The organism is Rufibacter aurantiacus (genome assembly GCF_017916345.1).
GTDB classification, from domain to species: domain Bacteria; phylum Bacteroidota; class Bacteroidia; order Cytophagales; family Hymenobacteraceae; genus Nibribacter; species Nibribacter roseolus.
The window spans coordinates 307509-326359 of the sequence record NZ_JAFMSV010000004.1 but is presented as its reverse complement, the minus strand read 5'-3'; the positions used below and the strand labels follow the sequence as shown (position 1 = coordinate 326359).

The window sequence follows — 18851 nt, the reverse complement described above, 5'->3', positions numbered from 1 at the left end:
GCAGTTGATACTATATAGGATTGCTGCTTTTGCTGTGTCTCCAAGCAAAAACCACGCTGCGCCTTATTGGTTATCCAAATTTGAATAGCTTCTGCCACCATCTCTGAACGCTGCTGTTATGAGCAGGTATTACCTTCGGTCGTATTTTTAAATTTCCTTTTGATTCAACAAGTTGTGTGTATTCGTCATTGATGTGCCACCTGAAAACACAGACGTTTTTGTCTTTACACTTTGGACAGGTACACAGCCATTCGTTACCATCTGTCAAAGTGATGTTTTCGCTTTCAATTAGCTTTTCAATTTTTTGCCTTTTATCAACTACTTGCTCATAAGTAGTTATGCTTTTCATATCTAAGATATCAAGCAGCTTTTCTAGTTTGATATAATCTACAATGAGTTTGGGTATAAACTCATTTGATAAATATAGCTCAATAGCTGATTTGTTGATTCTTGAATGCCCGCAGAGAGTGCAACGCCAACCACTAAGTTCATTTGAATGGAGCCGGTAGAATTTCTCGTCAATTGGGGGTGCTGGAATTCTTCCTTTTGCCAAACTCCAGGAAAGCGTCTTTATGGAATCAAATAGTTTATTCTTCCAAACGTCAATTGTGTCTGAGCCTCCAACAGATAGGTCATTGATTGAACCCATACCACCGAATGCACTTAGATGATGATCAACCCTTTTTTGTGTTTCCCATAGATAAATATCCTTAGCAATCCAGTTTTTCCACTGTTGGTTATCTGACTCTTTCAAAAGGCGAAACAGGATGTCTAATGATATCTTGTAGTAATCTGTCACTATGTTTGGTTCTATTCAGAGTATAACAACAATAAACATACACCTTATTCCCGAATCATCAGAGAACCTTCAATCGCCTGCTATTCCTTTGGGCCAGAAACGTTCTCTATTTCAAGCCTTCTTTTCAGAAAACAGCCATGAAACACGCTGCCCGTTGAAACAGGTAAATCCGTACCTTCGCTTTTGATTAGAAACGCGTGTGTATGAGTGAGAACATCTTTCCGGAAATGCAGCATTTGCTGGGGCTGCCCTTGACCAAAACCACCCGGCTAGGGCATGTGCAGTTCTTCCACTTCGGAAAAGCGCACATCATGAACGCCACCGGCCTTATCCTGGATGTGGGCGCCTGGACCCTGGAGGTGGCTTGCCATTGGCAACTGGAGGAGGCCGGAGCATTGGCCATCAGGTTTGAGGAGGTGGAGATCCCCAAAGACACCCAGACGCTGGCAGATCCAGCCTTTGACCCGATGGTGCCCGGCAGCAACCTCAGAGACCGGAAACTGCAGGAGTTAGTGCGCGGGCAGAAAGAGCCTATGCGCGTGTGGCAGGTGACGGCCTCAGAAGAAGGGGAACTGACCATTGCCCTGGAAGGCGGTCGGCTGCTGCGTATCAGGCCCAGCGAGGGCGTGCTGGAAAACACCGGTCAGTTCTGGCGCCTCTTCAGCAATGTGCAGGACAACGGAGGGGTAGCTTTCGGGGCAGAGGGCGTAAAGCGGGCCTAGCCGGGCGCTGCTGTTTAAGGGCAGTTTTCCTAAAACCAAGGTCAAAATGGCTTGACTGGATTTTCTACTGCCTGCCAGGACGTGACCCTGTTTTAAGGATCTGCAGAAAAGCCCTTTACAGGCAATAGCGGCGGGTTTTCTTTGCTACTTGCCGCCATTTACAGTATATTGCTTCTCTAATATATAGCGTGTAGTACAAAGCTTTATGGGCAAGCATCTGCGTAAATATCCGGTCTGTACCAATTGTGATTTTGAGTTTGCCCAGGCGCAGCCAGACAACTTCTGTCCGCGCTGCGGCCAGGAGAACCATGACCTGAACGTGCCCTTCAAACACGTGGCGCTGGAATTGCTGGAAGGCACCATCCACTATGACAGCAAGTTCTGGGTTACGCTTAAGTACCTGCTTTTCTATCCTGGCAAGCTTACCAATGAGTTCCACCGGGGCCGGCGCATGGGGTATGTGCCGCCCATCAGGCTGTACGTGTTCATCTCCTTTGTCTTCTTTTTCCTGCTCTCCCTGCGGATAGGCCATGTGGAAGGCGGTGAACAAATCATAGGGAAGCAATTAAGAAAAGCCCCGATGCAGGTAGACAGCCTCATCACCCAGGCTACCCCCCAAACTCCTGATTCTATCCGGAACATTGTCCGGGAGAGGTTGGAGGAGAAAAACCTTAAGATGGACAGTCTTCTGGTGGCCGATAGCAAAGCGGAACAATACAATTTCGCCACGCTGGACAGCATTCCGCCGCATGCCTCCAATGCCCAGTTAGACTCTGCCCTTACCGCCTTTAAGGTTAAACAACACAACTGGTTTACGCGCGGGGTTCTGCAGAAATCCGCCGATTTTCAGCGGTTAACCAGAAACGAACTCATTGCCAAGGGGCTCAAATACATCTCCCTGATGATGTTTGTGCTCATGCCGGTCTTTGCGCTGCTGCTCAAGCTGGTCTTTTTCAGGGCTAGGCGCTTTTACATGGAGCATCTTATCTTCAGCATTCACCTGCACTGCTTTTACTTTGTGCTGTACATCCTGTACATGCTTACGCTGTACCTGTTCACCTCCATAGACCTGTTTGGCTGGGTTAACCTGTTGGGTTTTCTGTACCTTTTCTTTGGGTTGCGGCGGGTTTTCAAACGCGGCTACCTGCGTACTTTCTTCAACATGGCCACGCTCCTGTTCCTTTACCTCATTGCCGGGGTAACTACGCTGCTGCTAGGACTGGTGGTGAGCCTGGCGGTTTAATCTCTTTTTTGAGCAGGTCAGGCAACCATTGCCAGATTTCGGCATCTATGATAAAAAGACACAGTTACAACCTGACCTTAAATCTCCATAAACCCATGAAAAAGACATTCGCTTCCCTTTTATTGCTCTTCACCTTCATTTGCTGGGCGTCACAAGTGCAGGCTCAGTCTGTAGAAGGCAACGGCAAAATCACTACCCAGACCCGTTCTGTAGGTTCTTTCAATAAACTTAGAGTGAGCGGCGGCTTTGAGGTGGTGCTTACCCAAGGTACCTCTGAGGCACTGAAACTAGAGGCCGAGGATAACATTCTGCCTTTGATTGAATCTACGGTAGAAGATGGTATGCTCACTATTAAGACCAAACCAAACAGCATCCGGAATGCCAAGCGCCTGAAAGCGTACGTAACGGTACGTGACCTGAAAGCCCTGGAGCTGGCTGGTGGAATCAAACTCACCTCTACCAACACCATTAACGGTTCGGCTTTAAACCTTGAGTTTGCCGGCGGCATTAACGTGGTAATGGCTGTGCAGGTGAAAGAACTTACCGGTGATTTTGCCGGAGGCACCAAAGTAACCTTAAGCGGCCGCGCCGATAAAGTAAAGATGGATCTGGCCGGAGCCATCACCCTGAAAGCCCTTGACCTAAAAACCGATTACCTGACCCTGGATGCCGCTGGCGCCAGCAACGCGGAGGTCAACGTTTCTAAAGAACTGAGTGTAGAAGCCGCCGGCATTGTGAATGTCAGCTACAAAGGCTCGCCTAATGTGAAACACAGCGGCATGGGCAAGGTAAAACCTATCTAGTTTCTCTAGGATAAATATTGATCAGTTGAATGCCCCGGTAGAGCCATCTGCCGGGGCATTTCTTTTGTCTGGCTAAAAGGCTTTCGCGTTCAGGTGAGCCTCTCCGGATGGCCTTATCTAAGCGTGGTGGATGCCATATTTATATAGTCCTAAATCCCTGCCGAGGTTTCAAGAATGAGTACCCTTAAGCCTTGCTGTGTATCTGCCGGGAGTTCTCAAGTGCACTGATAAAGCAGGAGGCATGACGAGGAGGAGTAAAAAAGGTTGTTGTATTTTTTAATCATTTTAATAAAAAAGTCACTTGGTAAATAGATGTAGTTACATTGATTTTGGCTGATATAACTAGCACTAGTAAAGTATTTTATATGAAATTTTGAAAAGAAAGAGGAGGTGTGTCTTGCAAAAGTTTTATCTGTAATAGCAAGGGTGATAAAAGAGAATAAGTGGGGGTTTAAGAGAGCTGAAAACTGCTTTTATATTTTTCAAATATAGAAAAACCTACTTGACATAATATGCCGTAGGTACACTCCATAAGCCCCATTACACACTACCAAACTAACAAATGTAAAACTTTTACCCACCTTCCTTTATGAGAAGAATTCTATCCATTGTGGCTTTCTGCTTTCTGGCAGTAAGCCAGGTCTTCGCACAAGCCTTTGTAGACCCAAAACTTAAGGCAACCCTCGTTAACAGATTACTGCCCGTGCAGGTGGTAGTAACTTTCAAAGGCGATGCGGCCCCTACGTTACTGGATGTCGCTTCCCTCACCAAAATAGGTATCGTGCAAGGATTGACCCTGCGTGCCTTGCCTATTGCCGGTATTGTGGCTACCCCATCCCAGGTAGAAGCCCTGGCCAAAGACCCCAGAGTAGCCTCTCTTTACCTGAATGAATCTCTCAAGTATGAGAACGATGGTGCCCGCGCCATCACAGGAGTTGACAAACTCCGCACGGAGATGTCGTTCACTACCCAGAATGGCGGTCTGCCGGTTTCCGGGAAAGGAGTAGGCGTATTGGTAAACGACAGCGGCGTGGACGGAACGCACCCAGATCTGCAGTTTGGCAAGAACCTGAAGCAGAACGCTACTTCGGTGACCAACCTGAACTCGGTGTCTGGTATTCTGCCTTACACACCGGTAGAGAACATCCCGAACACCGATGCCACCGGCGGCCACGGAACACACGTAGCCGGTATTGTGGGCGGTATTGGCCAAGCCTCCGGAGGCAAGTACACCGGGGTAGCCCCTGGCGCTGACCTGGTAGGCTATGGTTCCGGTGCTGCCTTGTTATTGCTGGATGTGCTTTCTGGCTTTGACTATGCCATCATCAACCAGGCCCGCTACAACATCCGGGTCATCACCAACTCCTTCGGGAACACCAGTGACACTGGTTCAGACGTGAACCCTGCCGATCCTATCACGCTGGCTACCAAGCGTTGCGTTGACCGGAACATCGTGGTAGTATTCTCGGCGGGTAACTCTGGCCCTAGCTCCAGCACCATTACCGGTAACTATAAAAAAGCCCCTTGGGTGATTGCCGTGGCCGCTGGCGACAAATCGGGCCGTTTGGCTGACTTTTCTTCAAGAGGGGTTAAAAACAAAGGCGGTTCCTTCACCCTTGACGGACAAACCTTCAATTGGCAAGACCGCCCAACGGTGACTTCTCCGGGTGTGGATATCATCTCAACCCGCGTAATTGCCCCGGTATCTTCCCTGTCAATTGACAAAGATGCCACTACCCTAGAGCCTGCGCATTTGCCTTATTACACGCACATGAGCGGTACTTCTATGGCGGCTCCGCACGTGGCAGGTATCGTGGCACTGTTGCTGGATGCCAACCCTTCGTTGACTGTAGCGCAGGTAAAAGAGATACTGCAGCAGACTGCCTCTAACATTCCGGGCACTGAGTCATGGGAAGTAGGCGCCGGTTATGTGAACGCGTATGCGGCCGTTGACAGAGCCTTTAGAGCGTCTGCCATCTATGGTTCCACGGTGAACATGACCAGAACCTTCAACAGCAACGTGAACGCGAACAGTGAATCTGAGAACTTTAGCATCAACTTCAACCCGGCCACTACTGCAACCAACGTTTACAAATTCAATGTGGCTTCAGGCACTACCAGCATTGAAGCCAAAATCAAAGCCACTGGCGTAGCCGGTGAAACTGGTAACCCCGTTAGATTAACCCTCATCTCGCCAAGCGGCGTGAGAACCAGTGCTGGCATTCCGGTGACTTTCTCACTGAGTTATGACCGGGGCGTTGCCGTGGCTTCTCCGGAGGCAGGCACCTGGACCGCTGAAGTTTCCGGGCTGAACGGCGTTGCTTTCCCCGAGACCATCAACGGCGTTGTAAACAAAATGACGGCTGCTGGCACTACCGGATTAGCTGATATCGCGGGTCACCCTGCCGAGGCTTCCATCAAAATGGCCGTAGGTGCCCGCTTGGTTGATGGTTTAGCAGGTGGTGGTTTCAAGCCAGACGAGCTTCTGAAGCGCATTGACCTGGCAGATTACCTCATGATGGGCGAAGGCATCCGTCAGTTCCTGCCCATTGATGGCTCTTTCACCTTAACCGATGTGAAAGACAGAAAGCTGCTGGCTGAGTCTATCGTGGCCAAAGGCGGTGCCTTGCGTGATTTAAGCCACAAGTTCAACGGCATCATGTTACCAGTGTCTCCGGGTAAATTTGTGCCAGCCGGAAAAGTAAACCGTGCTGAGTTGTCTTACTCGCTGATACAGGCGCTGGGCTTGCAGGAATTTGCCTTGGCCCGCAACGGTAAAACCCCAACCGTGAACGTAGACGGCGTGGAGTACGCCATTGAGGATGCTGCTTCTATCCCGGCTGGTTTGGAAGGGTACGTGAGCGTGGCCCTGGAACTGAACCTGATCAACGCCTACTACTCGGTGACTCAAGGTCCTTATGACTTGAAGCCAACCTTGCATGCTACTTTCAAGCCGCTGCAAGATGTAACCCGCGGTGATTTTGCCGTGATCATTACCCGCACCCACGCTCAGTGGAATGCCGCTACCCAGCCAATTGCTGCTACCAGTACTTCTACTGCCGTAGCTGCCTCGGCTAATGATCGCGTGTACTCGTACCCTAACCCATTCTCTGGCAGAACCACCATCAGCTACGCCGTAGCGCAGGAGGGACCGGTTCAGATCAACGTGTATGACGTGATGGGTAACAATGTGCAGTCGCTGGTGGCTGAACGCAAAGCTGCCGGCAACCACACCGTGAACTTTGACGGAACCAGCTTGCCTGCCGGAACCTACATTTACAAAGTAGAGGCTGGTAACAAGGTCTTCACCAACCGTTTGGTTCTTACCAAATAGTCTGTAAACAGCTTTAAGAATACGAAAAGGCGCCATCCCACTTGGGCTGGCGCCTTTTTGTTTTGAGCCTGATTTCTCTAAAACGGGCTTAAAACGAGCAGCCTCACAGGTGGTAAACCTCAGTGCCTGTTACTAATCGCATCGGCCCTTTCCACAGTTACCGCACAACTTTCTTGCTTTCCTCCGCAACATGAAGTAAACTTAGAAGTGCAAATCTTTTTGCTCCTGAAATTCTCGCTTACCTAACAAACAAACCCTTGAAAAGACGTGATTTTATAGGACTGACCGCCATGGGTGTAGGAGGGCTTTTGCTTTCCAACATCCCAACGTTTGGTCACGAGATTGATCCGGCCCGCGCCCTGGAAACCGTGGACGTGGCCCTGAAAAAGCGCCTGGCTGATGTGGCTTTAAACGCCGCTAAAAGCAAAGGTGCCACTTACACCGATGTACGCATTGGCCGCTACCTGGCCCAGAACGTGTTTACCCGCGAGAAGCAAGTACAAGGCATCAGCACCACCGAGAGCTACGGCGTGGGGGTGCGCGTGATTGCCAACGGAACATGGGGCTTCGCGGCTACCTCAGACGTGAGCGACAAAGGCGTTGCCAAAGCCGCCGAGCAGGCCGTGGCCATTGCCAAAGCCAATTCCAAGCTGCAGAAAGAGCCGGTACAACTAGCACCGCAGCAAGGTTATGGCGAGGTTTCCTGGAAAACACCCATAAAACAGAATGCCTTCGCAGTACCTGTTTCAGAGAAAGCCGATTTGCTTCTGGCAGCCAATGCCGCGGCCTTGGCCAACGGCGCCAACTTCGTGAATTCGGCGCTGTTTCAGATAAACGAGCAGAAATACTTCGCGTCTACCGATGGCTCTTACATTGACCAGGATATCCACCGCATCTGGCCTAACTTCACAGTAACCGCCGTAGACAAAACCTCAGGCAAATTCAAGACCCGCGATGCGCTGAGTGCGCCAATGGGCATGGGCTACGAGTACTTGACTGTGAAGGCACCTACCATGAAAGGTCCGGAAGGCACCGGCCTTACCGGCTATGATAAATACTTTGACATTGTCGCTGATGCTGGTCTGGCAGCCAAACAAGCCCGCGAGAAACTGACAGCTAAATCAGTGATGGCAGGTAAATATGACTTGGTGCTAGATCCTAACCACCTCGGCCTGACCATCCACGAAAGCGTGGGTCACCCGCTGGAACTGGACCGTGTGCTGGGCTACGAGGCCAACTACGCCGGTACTTCCTTTGCTGATTTAGATAAATGGAGATCAAAGAGCTTCCCATATGGCAGCAAGCACGTGAACATCTTCGCTGATAAAGTGCAACCGGGTTCTCTGGGCGCGGTAGGCTATGACGACGAAGGCGTAAAAACCAAACGTTGGGACCTCATCAAAGACGGCGTACTGGTGAACTACCAGGCCACCCGTGATCAGGCCCACATCATTGGTGAAAAAGAATCACACGGCTGTTCTTACGCTGATAACTGGAGCTCGGTGCAGTTCCAGCGCATGCCTAACGTGTCATTGGCGCCAGGCAAACAGAAACTGAGCGTAGATGATATGATCAAAGGCGTGGACCGTGGTATCTACATCGCGGGCCGTGGTTCTTATTCTATTGACCAGCAGCGCTACAACTTCCAGTTTGGCGGCCAGCTGTTCTACGAGATCAAAGGCGGCAAGATTGTAGGTCCGCTGGAAGACGTGGCCTACCAGAGCAACACCCAGGAATTCTGGAACTCCTGCGCTGCTGTCTGCGACGAGAGCGATTACCGCATGTTCGGTTCGTTCTTCGACGGCAAAGGCCAGCCCAGCCAGGTGAGCGCCGTTTCGCACGGCTCTTCGCACACTCGTTTCAACGGCGTGAATGTCATCAACACTGGAAGAAAAATCTAACAAGGAGAAACTAGCGAGATAAGTGCGACTATATTAGTCGTGTCTTGCTACTTGATACGTGATACAGACCAATGGCAATATTAAGTAAAGATCAGGCGCAGGCGCTGCTGAAAAAGGCCCTGAGCTATTCCAAAGCCGATGAGTGCGAGGTAAACCTCAGCGGCTATAAAGGCGGTAACATTCGTTACGCCCGCAGTACCGTGTCTACCAGCGGTGAAGAGGAAAACATGTCGCTGGCCGTGGAAGCCCGTTTCGGGAAACGTTCCGGAGTGGCCACCATCAACGAGTTTGACGATGCCTCGCTGGAGAAAGTAGTGCGCCGTGCCGAAGAGGTAGCCCGCATTGCTCCGGAAAGCCCGGAGTACGTGCCCATGCTCGGCCCGCAGAATTATTTGCCCAGCAATGCCTGGTTCAAAACCACCCACGACATTGACCCTGAATATCGCGCCAACGCTGCTGCCAAAAGCATGCAACTAGCCGACAGCAAGAAACTGACGGCTGCCGGTTTCTGGGAAGACCGCAGTGGCTTCAGCGCCAAGATGAACTCCAAAGGTCTGTTCGCCTACAACCAGAGCTCAGATGTAGATTTCTCCGTGACCATGCGTACCTCAGATGGTACGGGATCGGGCTACGTAACGCGTGATGTGAGCGATGTTTCCAAGCTGGATACCGCTGCTGCCTCTGAGATTGCGGCCCAGAAAGCCCTAAGCTCAGTGAGCGCCAAAGCGGTGGAGCCTGGCAAATACACTGTAATCCTGGAGCCTACTGCGGCTGTGGATCTGCTGGAAAACATGTTCCGCAGCCTGGATGCCCGTAGTGCTGAGGAAGGCCGCTCGTTCCTGAGCAAGCCGGGTGGGAAGACCAAGTTGGGCGAGAAGATGTTTGACGAGCGCGTGACCATCACTTCAGATCCTACCAACCCCGAGATCCCTTCCTCTACCTGGTCCGGCGACGGCCGGCCGCACGAGAAAGTGACCTGGATTGACAAAGGCGTGGTGAAGAACATGACCTATTCCCAGTTCTGGGCGCAGAAGAAAGGCGTGAAAGGCTTACCCTCTCCGGGCGGTTTCATCATGGCCGGTGGTAACCAAAGTTTGGAAGACTTAATCAAAGGAACGCAGAAAGGCATTCTGGTGACACGTTTGTGGTACATCAGAGCCGTGGACCCGCAGACGCTGCTCTACACCGGCCTCACCCGCGACGGAACTTTCTACGTTGAGAACGGCAAGATCAAGCACCCTGTGAAGAACTTCCGTTTCAACGAGAGCCCGGTGATCATGCTCAACAACCTGGAGGCCTTGGGCAAACCGCAGCGCATCGGCGGCAACCTGGTGCCCCCTATGAAGATCAGAGACTTCACCTTCACCAGCTTATCAGACGCTGTTTAATCAAATGAAATCATGCTTAAAGCCGTTCTATGAACTAGAACGGCTTTATTTTGCTTTTCCATGCCCGCTCCTTTCACCTTCGTACGCCTGCAATACCGCTCCGGCAACTGGGACACCGATCAACGGATGCCCTCCAACCTGCTGCACTCGCTGGTAGAGTACACCACCGTGCCTATCGTGGAGCAGGAAAAAGTCATCAGCCTGGAAAGTGCCGAGCTGTTCCGCTATCCTTTCTGCTACCTGAGTGGCCACAAGCTGGTGCAGTTTAACGCGAAGGAAAGGGCCAATTTTGAGCGCTACGTGAAGAACGGCGGCTTCGTGTTTGTGGATGACTGCAACCATGACATAGACGGTCTCTTCGCACGGTCGTTTGAGGAGCAGATGCGCGTCTGTTTCGGGCCGAAGGCGCTGAAGAAAATTCCCAATAACCATCCTATTTACCGTTCTTTTTTCAAATTCGAGGAAGGCCCGCCTACCACCTCCTTTGAGCTCAACGGCTGGGGCGATGACCTGGTCCACGACTACCTCAAAGCCTACGAGGTAAACGGCCGCATTGCCGTGCTTTATAGCAACAAAGACTACGGCTGCGAGTGGGACTATGACTTCAGGAACAAGCGCTGGCTCGCCGAGGACAACACTAAGTTTGGCGTGAATATTCTGATGTATGCGCTTATCAGTTAAGTTCGTTTCCGGGCTTTATTCTGAAAAAGTAGCCGAAAACGCTTAATGAGTGGAGATGTTCTTTCACTAGTTTTTCACAAACTCCTTTCTAGGGTCAGGCATTTTGGCATGCAGGTCTTTTAGAAATCGCTGATCCAACCCAACTTCTCCCTTTGCTTTGGATTTGTAAAGATAATCCCAGGCGCTTGAATATTCTTTCTGCATGTACTGAACCAACGCATGGGCATAGAGCACAAATGCATTGTCAGGACTTTGCAGCAGTGCTTTCTGACTTGCAAACGCTGCGCTTTCCAAGTATTGTGCTTGACCTGACTCTTCGTATTTAGAGAAATAAGTGAAAATGATGTCGCATGATAGTTGGACATCAGAAGAATCCAAGGTATATGCCTTCTGCAAATGGACCAAGGCATCGTCATAATTTTCCAACATTCCGCAGATAAGACCAAATCCCCAATAAGATTTAGAATTGGTGGAGTCTAAAAGCCATGCCTGGTTAAATCTGAACATAGCCGTTGCAAAATCGCCTTGTTGAAAGTACTGCCAGCCACGGTCAGAGAAATACTTACTGTTTTCGGCTCTGGTTCCGCCGCCTTTATCTACAGTTGCAAGGAATTTTTTGTCCAAGGCCAGCAGATTCTTTGGCTTTGGTTTGCCGCCGTACATGGGAAGTAGATTAATCTGCTTTTCACCGCGTTTCTGCCATTCTTCCCATGCTTTTGACTGTGCCTGAACTTGAGCGAAAGCGAATAAGAACAGCATAAAACAGAGAAAGCTTCTCATGAAGTGGTGTGGTTTAAAGTTATCCTGAAGATACAGAAAATATCCTTCATGGAATTGTATGAATGGACAGGTTATTTGTACCCCGCTGGCGCGAGCCTCCGGCTCGTGTCCGCACGCATTTCAACCCATTAGCCTGTTAGCAATGTGAAGGCACGATCCTGAGGCTCACGCCAGCGAAAGAATGCCTAGTAGCTTTTTTGCCCTGATTTCCTGAAAACAAACCAAAATCAGAAAGGCAAATTCAAGAACAATCGCTTACTTACTGGTTCAAGTAGTATCGTTTAGCATCCGCCCCACGTGACCCCACAAGACGTAACCCAACTGTTAAGCAAACTGCCGGCGCTTCGGCAGGAAATAAGTAAAATCATTGTAGGCCAGCAGGAAGTGCTGGACGAGGTGCTTATCACCCTGTTAGCCGGTGGCCACGGACTCTTAGAGGGCGTGCCCGGCCTGGCGAAAACCCTGCTGGTGCGCACCCTGGCCAGTGCCGTGGATTTGCCGTTCCGCCGCATCCAGTTCACGCCAGACCTTATGCCTACCGATATTCTGGGCACCGAAGTCCTGGAGGAAGACCACACTACGGGCAAGCGTTTTTTCCAGTTCAATGAAGGTCCCATCTTCGCCAGCATCGTGCTGGCCGATGAAATCAACCGGACACCGCCCAAAACCCAAGCAGCGTTGCTAGAGGCCATGCAGGAGTTTGAAGTGACCTACGCCGGTAAAACCTACCCGCTGCCGCGCCCGTTCTTCCTGCTTGCCACGCAGAACCCCATTGAACAGAGCGGCACCTACCCGCTGCCCGAGGCGCAGTTAGACCGTTTCCTGCTGTACATCAAAATCAAGTACCCCACAGAACTGGAGGAAATCTCGGTTTTGAAAAACACCACCGGCGGCAAACGGGAGACGGTACAACCCATTCTATCCGGACCTGAAATCTTGGCATTGCAAAGTCTGGTGCGCGAAGTCACCATTTCAGATGATTTGGTCTCCTATGTTGCCCGGGTGGTCCGCGCCACCCGCCCCGCTGAAAGTCCCGTGCCTTATATACAGGAGTTCGTACGTTGGGGAGCCGGTCCGCGGGCTGGGCAAGCGCTCATTCTCACCGCCAAGGCTCGGGCTCTGTTGCAAGGCCGTTTCGCGGTAACATTGCCTGATCTGCAGACCATGGCCTATCCTGTGCTGCGGCATAGAGTGCTGGTGAACTTTACCGCTGAGGCAGACAATATCACGACAGACAAAGTAGTGGAAGAACTGCTGAAAGGCGTGGAGATGCCGAGGGAGGTTTTAAGGTAAAATAATAGCTGAGGAATGAGAAGCAGAATAAAGCAGATCCACTTTGGCTTATTGGTGTTCTTAGCGTTAAACCTTTTACTTCAGGTAATTTTCAGGATAGAAATAGACGATAGGTTCGTTTTCATCCTGAAAGTAATAGCTTACACCTCAGGCATTCTATTATTCTTCCTTACCTTAAAGAGTAAAAGCTTTTTAAAGTATTATACATCCTTATTCATTATATCACCTATTGTAGTCATCATTAGCTGTATGGCTGACGGCATATTAGGAGCAATCTTAAGTTCTGTTTTTCTTGGCATATGGGGTCCACCTGCTTCCATCACAGATACAGAGGCAACAGCTAGATATGGCAAATATGAAATCAGGAGTTCGTTCTCGGGTTTCTTAGGAGGGTGCTGCTCCTATACTCTGTATGAGAAAAAGTTCTTACTGTTTGATAGAAAAATAGTTGATTTTAGAGATAGCCATTCACCAAGCGAAATCCTGAGCTTCAGGAAATATCCTGACAGGGCCATTGTTTATTTTAAGAACGAAGCACGGGATTCTACTACAGTTCTAATTAAATAGCCAACTAACTAGCTACCAGTGGCTCTCTCCTCTTCTGTCATCCTGAAAGGAACTTGTGAGCAAGCTGTAATAGCCATAATCTAAAGCCTCTCTAGTACGCCCGCAAGATCTTTCCAAGATGACAGAAGAAGTGATTACACTACCCGTTTAACAACTAAAATAAATTATGCCTCACCGTCTCCTCAACCCGCAAACGTTTGCTGCTATCAAAGACCTGCGCCTGATTGCAAAGGCGGTGGTAGATGGCTTTATGCTGGGGCACAACCAGAGCATTAGGCGGGGAGCGGGCATAGAGTTCAGCCAGTACCGCAGCTACCAACCCGGCGATGATCTGCGGCAACTGGACTGGAAGATGTTCGCGCGCTCAGATAGGTACTACATCCGGGAATCAGAGGTGGACAGCAGCGTGGCGGTGCGGTTTGTGGTGGATGCCAGTGGTTCTATGGGGCACCAAGACGGGACGCTTAACAAACTGGACTATGCCCGCTATTTAGTGGCCTCGCTCGCGTACCTGGCGGTGCAGCAAGGCGATGCTGTGGGGCTGTTTGTGTTACAGGAAGAGCAATTGCTGCAGCTGGCGCCACAGCAGTCCAGCCAGCATTTGCAGCGGTTCTTTCATCAGTTAGAGCAGGTGAAACCTAATGGAGCATTCCCGGCACCGGACCGTTTAGCGCCTGTTTTCGCGAAAAAGCGCCAGAAGGAGATTACCGTGCTGGTCACCGATATGTACGAGCAGACCTCTGAGATTTCTGAAACGTTGCGCAAGATTGGAGCCTTAGAGAAGGACACGTTGCTATTCCATCTCATGGGCAAGAATGAGCTGGAGTTCACGTACCAAGGCCAGCTCGCGTTTCAGGATCTGGAGACAGGCCAGACTGTGCAGGTGAGTACTGAGGGCCAACGCGCCGATTACCTCCAACGTCTGCAGGAGTGGCTTCGCTCTCTGGAAACCGATACCCGTAAAAAGCAGATCCACTACGAGCGCTTCCACCTGCATGAGCCGCTGGACCAAGCCCTACGCGCATTCCTGATCAACCGGGCAAGAGTGTAAGGGGAGTTCTTGACGCTAATCGAAATAATGGGAAAGTGTTTAGTAACGAATCTGCATAAAATAGTTTCAGGGTTAATAATCCTTGCACTCCTGATAGGAATTTATTTCCCGCTTGGATACATCGGATTTCATGACCATGAACCTAGAAGCAGTTTTGTCATCGCTCTTGACCAAGGAGCTTTGTTTTGGGGTACTTTAACCTTTGTCCTCACTTTTGCCTTTTATGCACTCTTCAAAACCAGGAAGTATCTTAAAGTAGTATTAGTAGCGCTTGTTTGGGCAGTTTCTGTAATCATATTTTACATGTCTTTAAGCGACTTAAGGCCATCTCATATGGATATAGCCATTTATGAGAATGAAAGGCAGGAGCATCTTATAATTCAGTACTATGAAACCGGTGTAACAGGTAACCCAAGGAGTAGATTGATAAAAACAAGGAACATAAACTCCCCAATCCGCCAATATGAGGAGATATTCAATGCTTCACTTCTAGATTCTCTTCGTCTTTTTGATAATAATTTTGAAGAGAGGTTACCAAAAGTTTATACCACTGAATCGGAAACGTATTATTTGATAAAGATTCATAATCCATGGAAGAACTGAAATGGATGAAAGAGGTAATAGGGATTCAAAAGACCATAATAAAAACGTTCTGAAGTAAGAAATTGCCCACAATGTTTACTGCCTACTTTCCTGAAAAAAGCTAAAAACGAACTAGCAAGTACTTACTAAACAGTTCGTCCCCGTTTAGAGGCTCTTTTCATCAAAAGAGCCTCTAAACGGGGACGAACTGTGAAATAACTGAAGAACCTTATTTCAGCTTGAAGACATCGTCTTTGAGGTTCTTGTTGATCTCCACGCTGTTCACGGTGGAGGAGATTACCTGGCTGCCGATGTGCAGGTCAATCTGGTGCGGGAACTTGATGCCGTTCACCTCGCGGTAATCTTTCAGATCGGTGGTTTGGTTTGCGGTGCCCACGGAGGTTTGCTCCGTCACCACTTCGCGTACTTTCAGGCCGGTTTCCTTGTCAAAGTAGTGGAAAGACTTCTTTCCGCTGGGCAGGGTAAGCTCCAGTTTGTAGGCATCGCGGCCTTCTACTTTCTCTATCTGGTTAAGGGCCAGTTTCACGCCCAGTTGGTCGTAGTTCAGGAAGCTCAGCCAGTTGTCCAGCTTCTGGTCCTGCAACTCAATCGGGGTCATCTCTTTCATCTGGCCCTGCGTGATGATGGCGCCCCTGGTGCCGTTAATGGCCACGCGGTTGATCTCGTTAGGGCCGAAGTTCACGGTAAGCAATGACCTGTCCACGCCTTTTTGCTGACTAGTGACCGACAGCTGCGCGCCAGGCACTTTCATGGTGCGTTTGATGGTGAGGTCTTTCACTTTCTCCACGTTGGCTTTGCCCCCGATGGCGTTGATGTACGAGGCCAACACGGTCTGTACGGTTACCCCGGCCGGAAGCGAGGCCATAGGCGCATCGGTCTTCTCGCCGAAGGCGTTGAAATAAGCCACCGGCTGGTTGCCGTTGAAACGCTTCAGCTTGTCGGTGATCTCGCGGGCATTGCCCACGGCTACCAGGTACGCTTTCTCAGGCTGCAGGTACTGCTGGGCCACGCGCTGGATATCGGCAGGGGTAACGGCGGCTACATTCTTGAGGTAGTTGGCGTAGTAGTCTTTGGGCAGGTTGTAGCGCGCGGTGTTGATGGCGAACATGGCCACCGTAAGCGGATTCTCCAGCGAGCGGGCAAAAGACCCGATGATCATGTTCTTCACCTTCTGCAGTTCCTCAGCCGGTACAGGCTCTTTGCGCAGGCGGTTCATCTCGTAGGTGATCTGGGTAAAGGCACTGTCGGTTACGGTGTTCCGCACGCTGGCGAAAGCACTGAAACGGCCCATGAGGCGGTCAGACGCCAGCGAGGAGTTAGAACCGTAGGTGTAGGCGTGCTTCTCGCGCAGGTTGGCATCCAGGCGGGCGAAAGAACCACCCAGGATGTTGTTCATCAGGCTGGCCGCGATGGCATCAGGGCTGCCGGGCTTCAGGTCTACCGCGTAGGTCACCGATATGTTAGACTGCACTGAGTTGGGGCGGTCCACAATAGCCACCTGGTTGGCGGTCAAAGGCGCCGGGGCCGGATAGGTGTTCTGCTTTACCTCGGCTTTCTTCCATTTGCCAAAGTATTCTTTCACCAGTTTCTTGGCGTCTTTGGCGGTAATGTCGCCCACAATGGCCAGGTAGCCTATATTGGGTCTGAAGTAAGTGTTGTAGTACTGCTGCGCATCGGCTAAGGTGATGTTCTCCACGGTTTTCTCGGTGACTACCTCGCCGTACGGGTGATTTTTCCCGAAGAGGAGCGCCTGCTGCACGTTGGCCTCCATGGTAGCCGGATCGTCTTTGGACGAGGCCAAGCTGGAGCCCATCTGCTTCTTGAACTTATCCAGCTCTTCCTGGGTGAACTTGGGGTGCAGCACCACATCGGCGGTCAGCTCCATCAGTTTAGGGAAGTGCTTCTTCAGGCCCGAGGCTGAGAACCCGGTAGAGGTGGTGTTAAGCGAGGCACCTATGAAGTCAATCTGCTCGTCCAGCTGGTCTTTGGTACGGGTGGTGGTACCTGTGCGCATGAGGTAACCGGCAGCGCCCGTGAGGCCGGCTTTCTCGCCTTCCAGCACCGGGGCACGGTCCAGAACCAGGCTCATGGCCACGGTGGGCAGTTTGTGGTTTTCCACCACGTACACCTTCAGGCCGTTAGAAAGCGTGAAGAATTCATATTGGCCTAAGGCAATGGTAGGTGCCGGACCCGCCGGCGGTGGGGTTTGCTTTGTTTGGGCTACGCCGCCAAAAGAGACCGCCAGCGCCAAAAAGAAAATAGAAATATATTTTTTCATGGAATTCTGTGAGTAAGGAAAAGAAAACAAGGCTTATCTGGCTTGGGTTGCTTTAGGCAAATAATGCAGCACGGCCCGGTTTTCTTTGGTCAAATACTTTTTGGCTACCCGCATGAGGTCATCTTTGGTCACGGCCAGGATCTTGTCCAGCTCGGTGTTGATGAGGTTGGTGTTGCCATACAGCGCGTGGTAAGAAGCCAGTTTCTCGGTGCGGCCTTCCAGGGTAGAGATGCTACTGATGTAGTCGGTCTCCATCTGGTTGCGCAGCTTCTGGAACTCCTGGTCAGAGATGGTCTCGTTCTTCACGCGGTCAATCTCAACGTCCATGGCCCGCTCCAGGTCATGCACGTCTACACCCATGTTAGCGATGGCCAGGTTGATGAACAATCCCGGGTCTTCCAGCGGCATGGGAATGGAAGCCACGGTCACCGCTTTCTGCTGCTTGTCTACCAGCGCCTTGTTCAAACGGGAGCTAGGTCCGCCGGCCAGCAGCGTAGTAAGCATGTTGATGGCGTAGGAATCTTCAGTACCCTGCGCCGGGATGTGGTAGGCCTGCACCACCGCCGGCAACTGGATGTTGTCAAACACCACTTTGCGGCCTTCCTCAATCTGCGCGGGTTCCACCACGGTTGGGCGCGGGATGTTGTTGGTGCCTTTGGGGATATTGGCGAAATACTGCTCCACCCAGGCTTTGGTCTGGTTGATGTCCAGGTCGCCGGCAATAGTGAGGGTAGCGTTGTTGGGCACGTAGAACGTCTTGTAGAACTGCTCAAACTCTCTGGCCGAGGCCCGGTCTATGTACTGCGCAGACCCGATGGGCACCCAGCGGTACGGATGCACCGAGTACGCCGTGGCGAAGGTGTTCTCCAGCAAAGTGCCGTAGGGTTGGTTGTCAATGCGCTGCTTTTTTTCTTCTTTCACTACCTGGCGCTGCGTCTCAATGCCCTGCTGGTCAATTTTGGCGGCGCGCAATCGGTCAGCTTCCATCCAGAGGCCCAGGGCCAGCTGGTTAGACGGCAGAATCTGGTAGTAGTAGGTGCGGTCAAAGGAGGTGTTGGCGTTCACGGCCCCACCCGCGCTCTGAATCATGTTGATGTACTTGCCGCGCTCCACGTTCTCTGAGCCTTCAAACATTAAATGCTCAAAGAAATGCGCGAAACCGGTGCGGTCAGCGTTCTCGTTCTTGGAACCCACGTGGTACATCATGGTCACGGCTACCGTGGGCGTGGTTTTGTCCTGGTGCAGAATCACGTGCAGACCGTTGGGCAGGTCGTACTCCGTGAACTCAATTTTGTTACTTTGTGCGGCCGCCGTTAAGCTGGCACCCAGCAACAGGATACTCAAAATTTTACGTTTCATTCAAAAAGCGTTAAAAATAAAAAGGGTCGTTTGGGAAGTATGGCGCGTT

At 50.9% G+C, this 18851-nt stretch carries 15 protein-coding genes; 11 read left to right on the top strand and 4 right to left on the bottom strand.

Annotated elements, in window-relative coordinates; translation table 11 throughout:
• Window positions 1-70: 70 nt before the first annotated feature.
• Complete coding sequence (locus J3P34_RS16165) at window positions 71-799, bottom strand: DUF6966 domain-containing protein (protein WP_210489683.1); 729 nt, start codon at window positions 797-799, stop codon at window positions 71-73.
• A gap of 203 nt (window positions 800-1002) precedes the next feature.
• Between J3P34_RS16165 and J3P34_RS16160 the strand changes: the two genes are divergently transcribed.
• From J3P34_RS16160 to J3P34_RS16130, 7 genes are all read left to right on the top strand, one after another.
• Window positions 1003-1521: a hypothetical protein gene (locus J3P34_RS16160; RefSeq protein ID WP_210489682.1), complete on the top strand. Its 519-nt coding sequence runs from the start codon at window positions 1003-1005 to the stop codon at window positions 1519-1521.
• A gap of 205 nt (window positions 1522-1726) precedes the next feature.
• Window positions 1727-2764, top strand: a complete 1038-nt coding sequence (locus J3P34_RS16155) for a DUF3667 domain-containing protein (RefSeq protein ID WP_210489681.1) — start codon at window positions 1727-1729, stop codon at window positions 2762-2764.
• Between the two features lie 95 nt (window positions 2765-2859).
• Window positions 2860-3567: a head GIN domain-containing protein gene (locus tag J3P34_RS16150; RefSeq protein ID WP_210489680.1), complete on the top strand. Its 708-nt coding sequence runs from the start codon at window positions 2860-2862 to the stop codon at window positions 3565-3567.
• 589 nt (window positions 3568-4156) lie between these two features.
• Entirely contained in the window at window positions 4157-6901 is a 2745-nt protein-coding gene (locus tag J3P34_RS16145) for a S8/S53 family peptidase (RefSeq protein WP_210489679.1), read from the top strand.
• A 257-nt stretch (window positions 6902-7158) separates the two neighbouring features.
• The gene (locus J3P34_RS16140) at window positions 7159-8802 is read left to right on the top strand and encodes a TldD/PmbA family protein (RefSeq protein ID WP_210489678.1); all 1644 of its coding nucleotides are present in this window, start codon (window positions 7159-7161) and stop codon (window positions 8800-8802) included.
• A 71-nt stretch (window positions 8803-8873) separates the two neighbouring features.
• Window positions 8874-10190, top strand: coding sequence for a TldD/PmbA family protein (locus tag J3P34_RS16135; protein ID WP_210489677.1), 1317 nt, complete (start codon window positions 8874-8876; stop codon window positions 10188-10190).
• 60 nt (window positions 10191-10250) lie between these two features.
• Complete coding sequence (locus J3P34_RS16130; RefSeq protein ID WP_210489675.1) at window positions 10251-10871, top strand: DUF4159 domain-containing protein; 621 nt, start codon at window positions 10251-10253, stop codon at window positions 10869-10871.
• A 66-nt stretch (window positions 10872-10937) separates the two neighbouring features.
• On the opposite strand, the gene J3P34_RS16125 is transcribed toward J3P34_RS16130, so the two are convergent.
• Entirely contained in the window at window positions 10938-11651 is a 714-nt protein-coding gene (locus tag J3P34_RS16125) for a tetratricopeptide repeat protein (protein WP_210489674.1), read from the bottom strand.
• A gap of 297 nt (window positions 11652-11948) precedes the next feature.
• Between J3P34_RS16125 and J3P34_RS16120 the strand changes: the two genes are divergently transcribed.
• From J3P34_RS16120 to J3P34_RS16105, 4 genes are all read left to right on the top strand, one after another.
• Window positions 11949-12944 (top strand): AAA family ATPase, encoded by a 996-nt coding sequence (locus J3P34_RS16120; protein WP_210489673.1) that lies wholly within the window; start codon window positions 11949-11951, stop codon window positions 12942-12944.
• Window positions 12945-12959: 15 nt separating this feature from the next.
• On the top strand, window positions 12960-13511 hold the full coding sequence (locus J3P34_RS16115) for a hypothetical protein (protein ID WP_210489672.1): 552 nt from the start codon (window positions 12960-12962) through the stop codon (window positions 13509-13511).
• 166 nt (window positions 13512-13677) lie between these two features.
• Entirely contained in the window at window positions 13678-14562 is an 885-nt protein-coding gene (locus J3P34_RS16110) for a DUF58 domain-containing protein (protein ID WP_246853754.1), read from the top strand.
• Window positions 14563-14589: 27 nt separating this feature from the next.
• Window positions 14590-15165 (top strand): hypothetical protein, encoded by a 576-nt coding sequence (locus J3P34_RS16105; protein WP_210489671.1) that lies wholly within the window; start codon window positions 14590-14592, stop codon window positions 15163-15165.
• 208 nt (window positions 15166-15373) lie between these two features.
• On the opposite strand, the gene J3P34_RS16100 is transcribed toward J3P34_RS16105, so the two are convergent.
• Window positions 15374-17443, bottom strand: coding sequence for an insulinase family protein (locus J3P34_RS16100; protein ID WP_210489670.1), 2070 nt, complete (start codon window positions 17441-17443; stop codon window positions 15374-15376).
• A 33-nt stretch (window positions 17444-17476) separates the two neighbouring features.
• Window positions 17477-18802 (bottom strand): M16 family metallopeptidase, encoded by a 1326-nt coding sequence (locus J3P34_RS16095; RefSeq protein WP_210462294.1) that lies wholly within the window; start codon window positions 18800-18802, stop codon window positions 17477-17479.
• Between the last annotated feature and the right edge of the window lie 49 nt (window positions 18803-18851).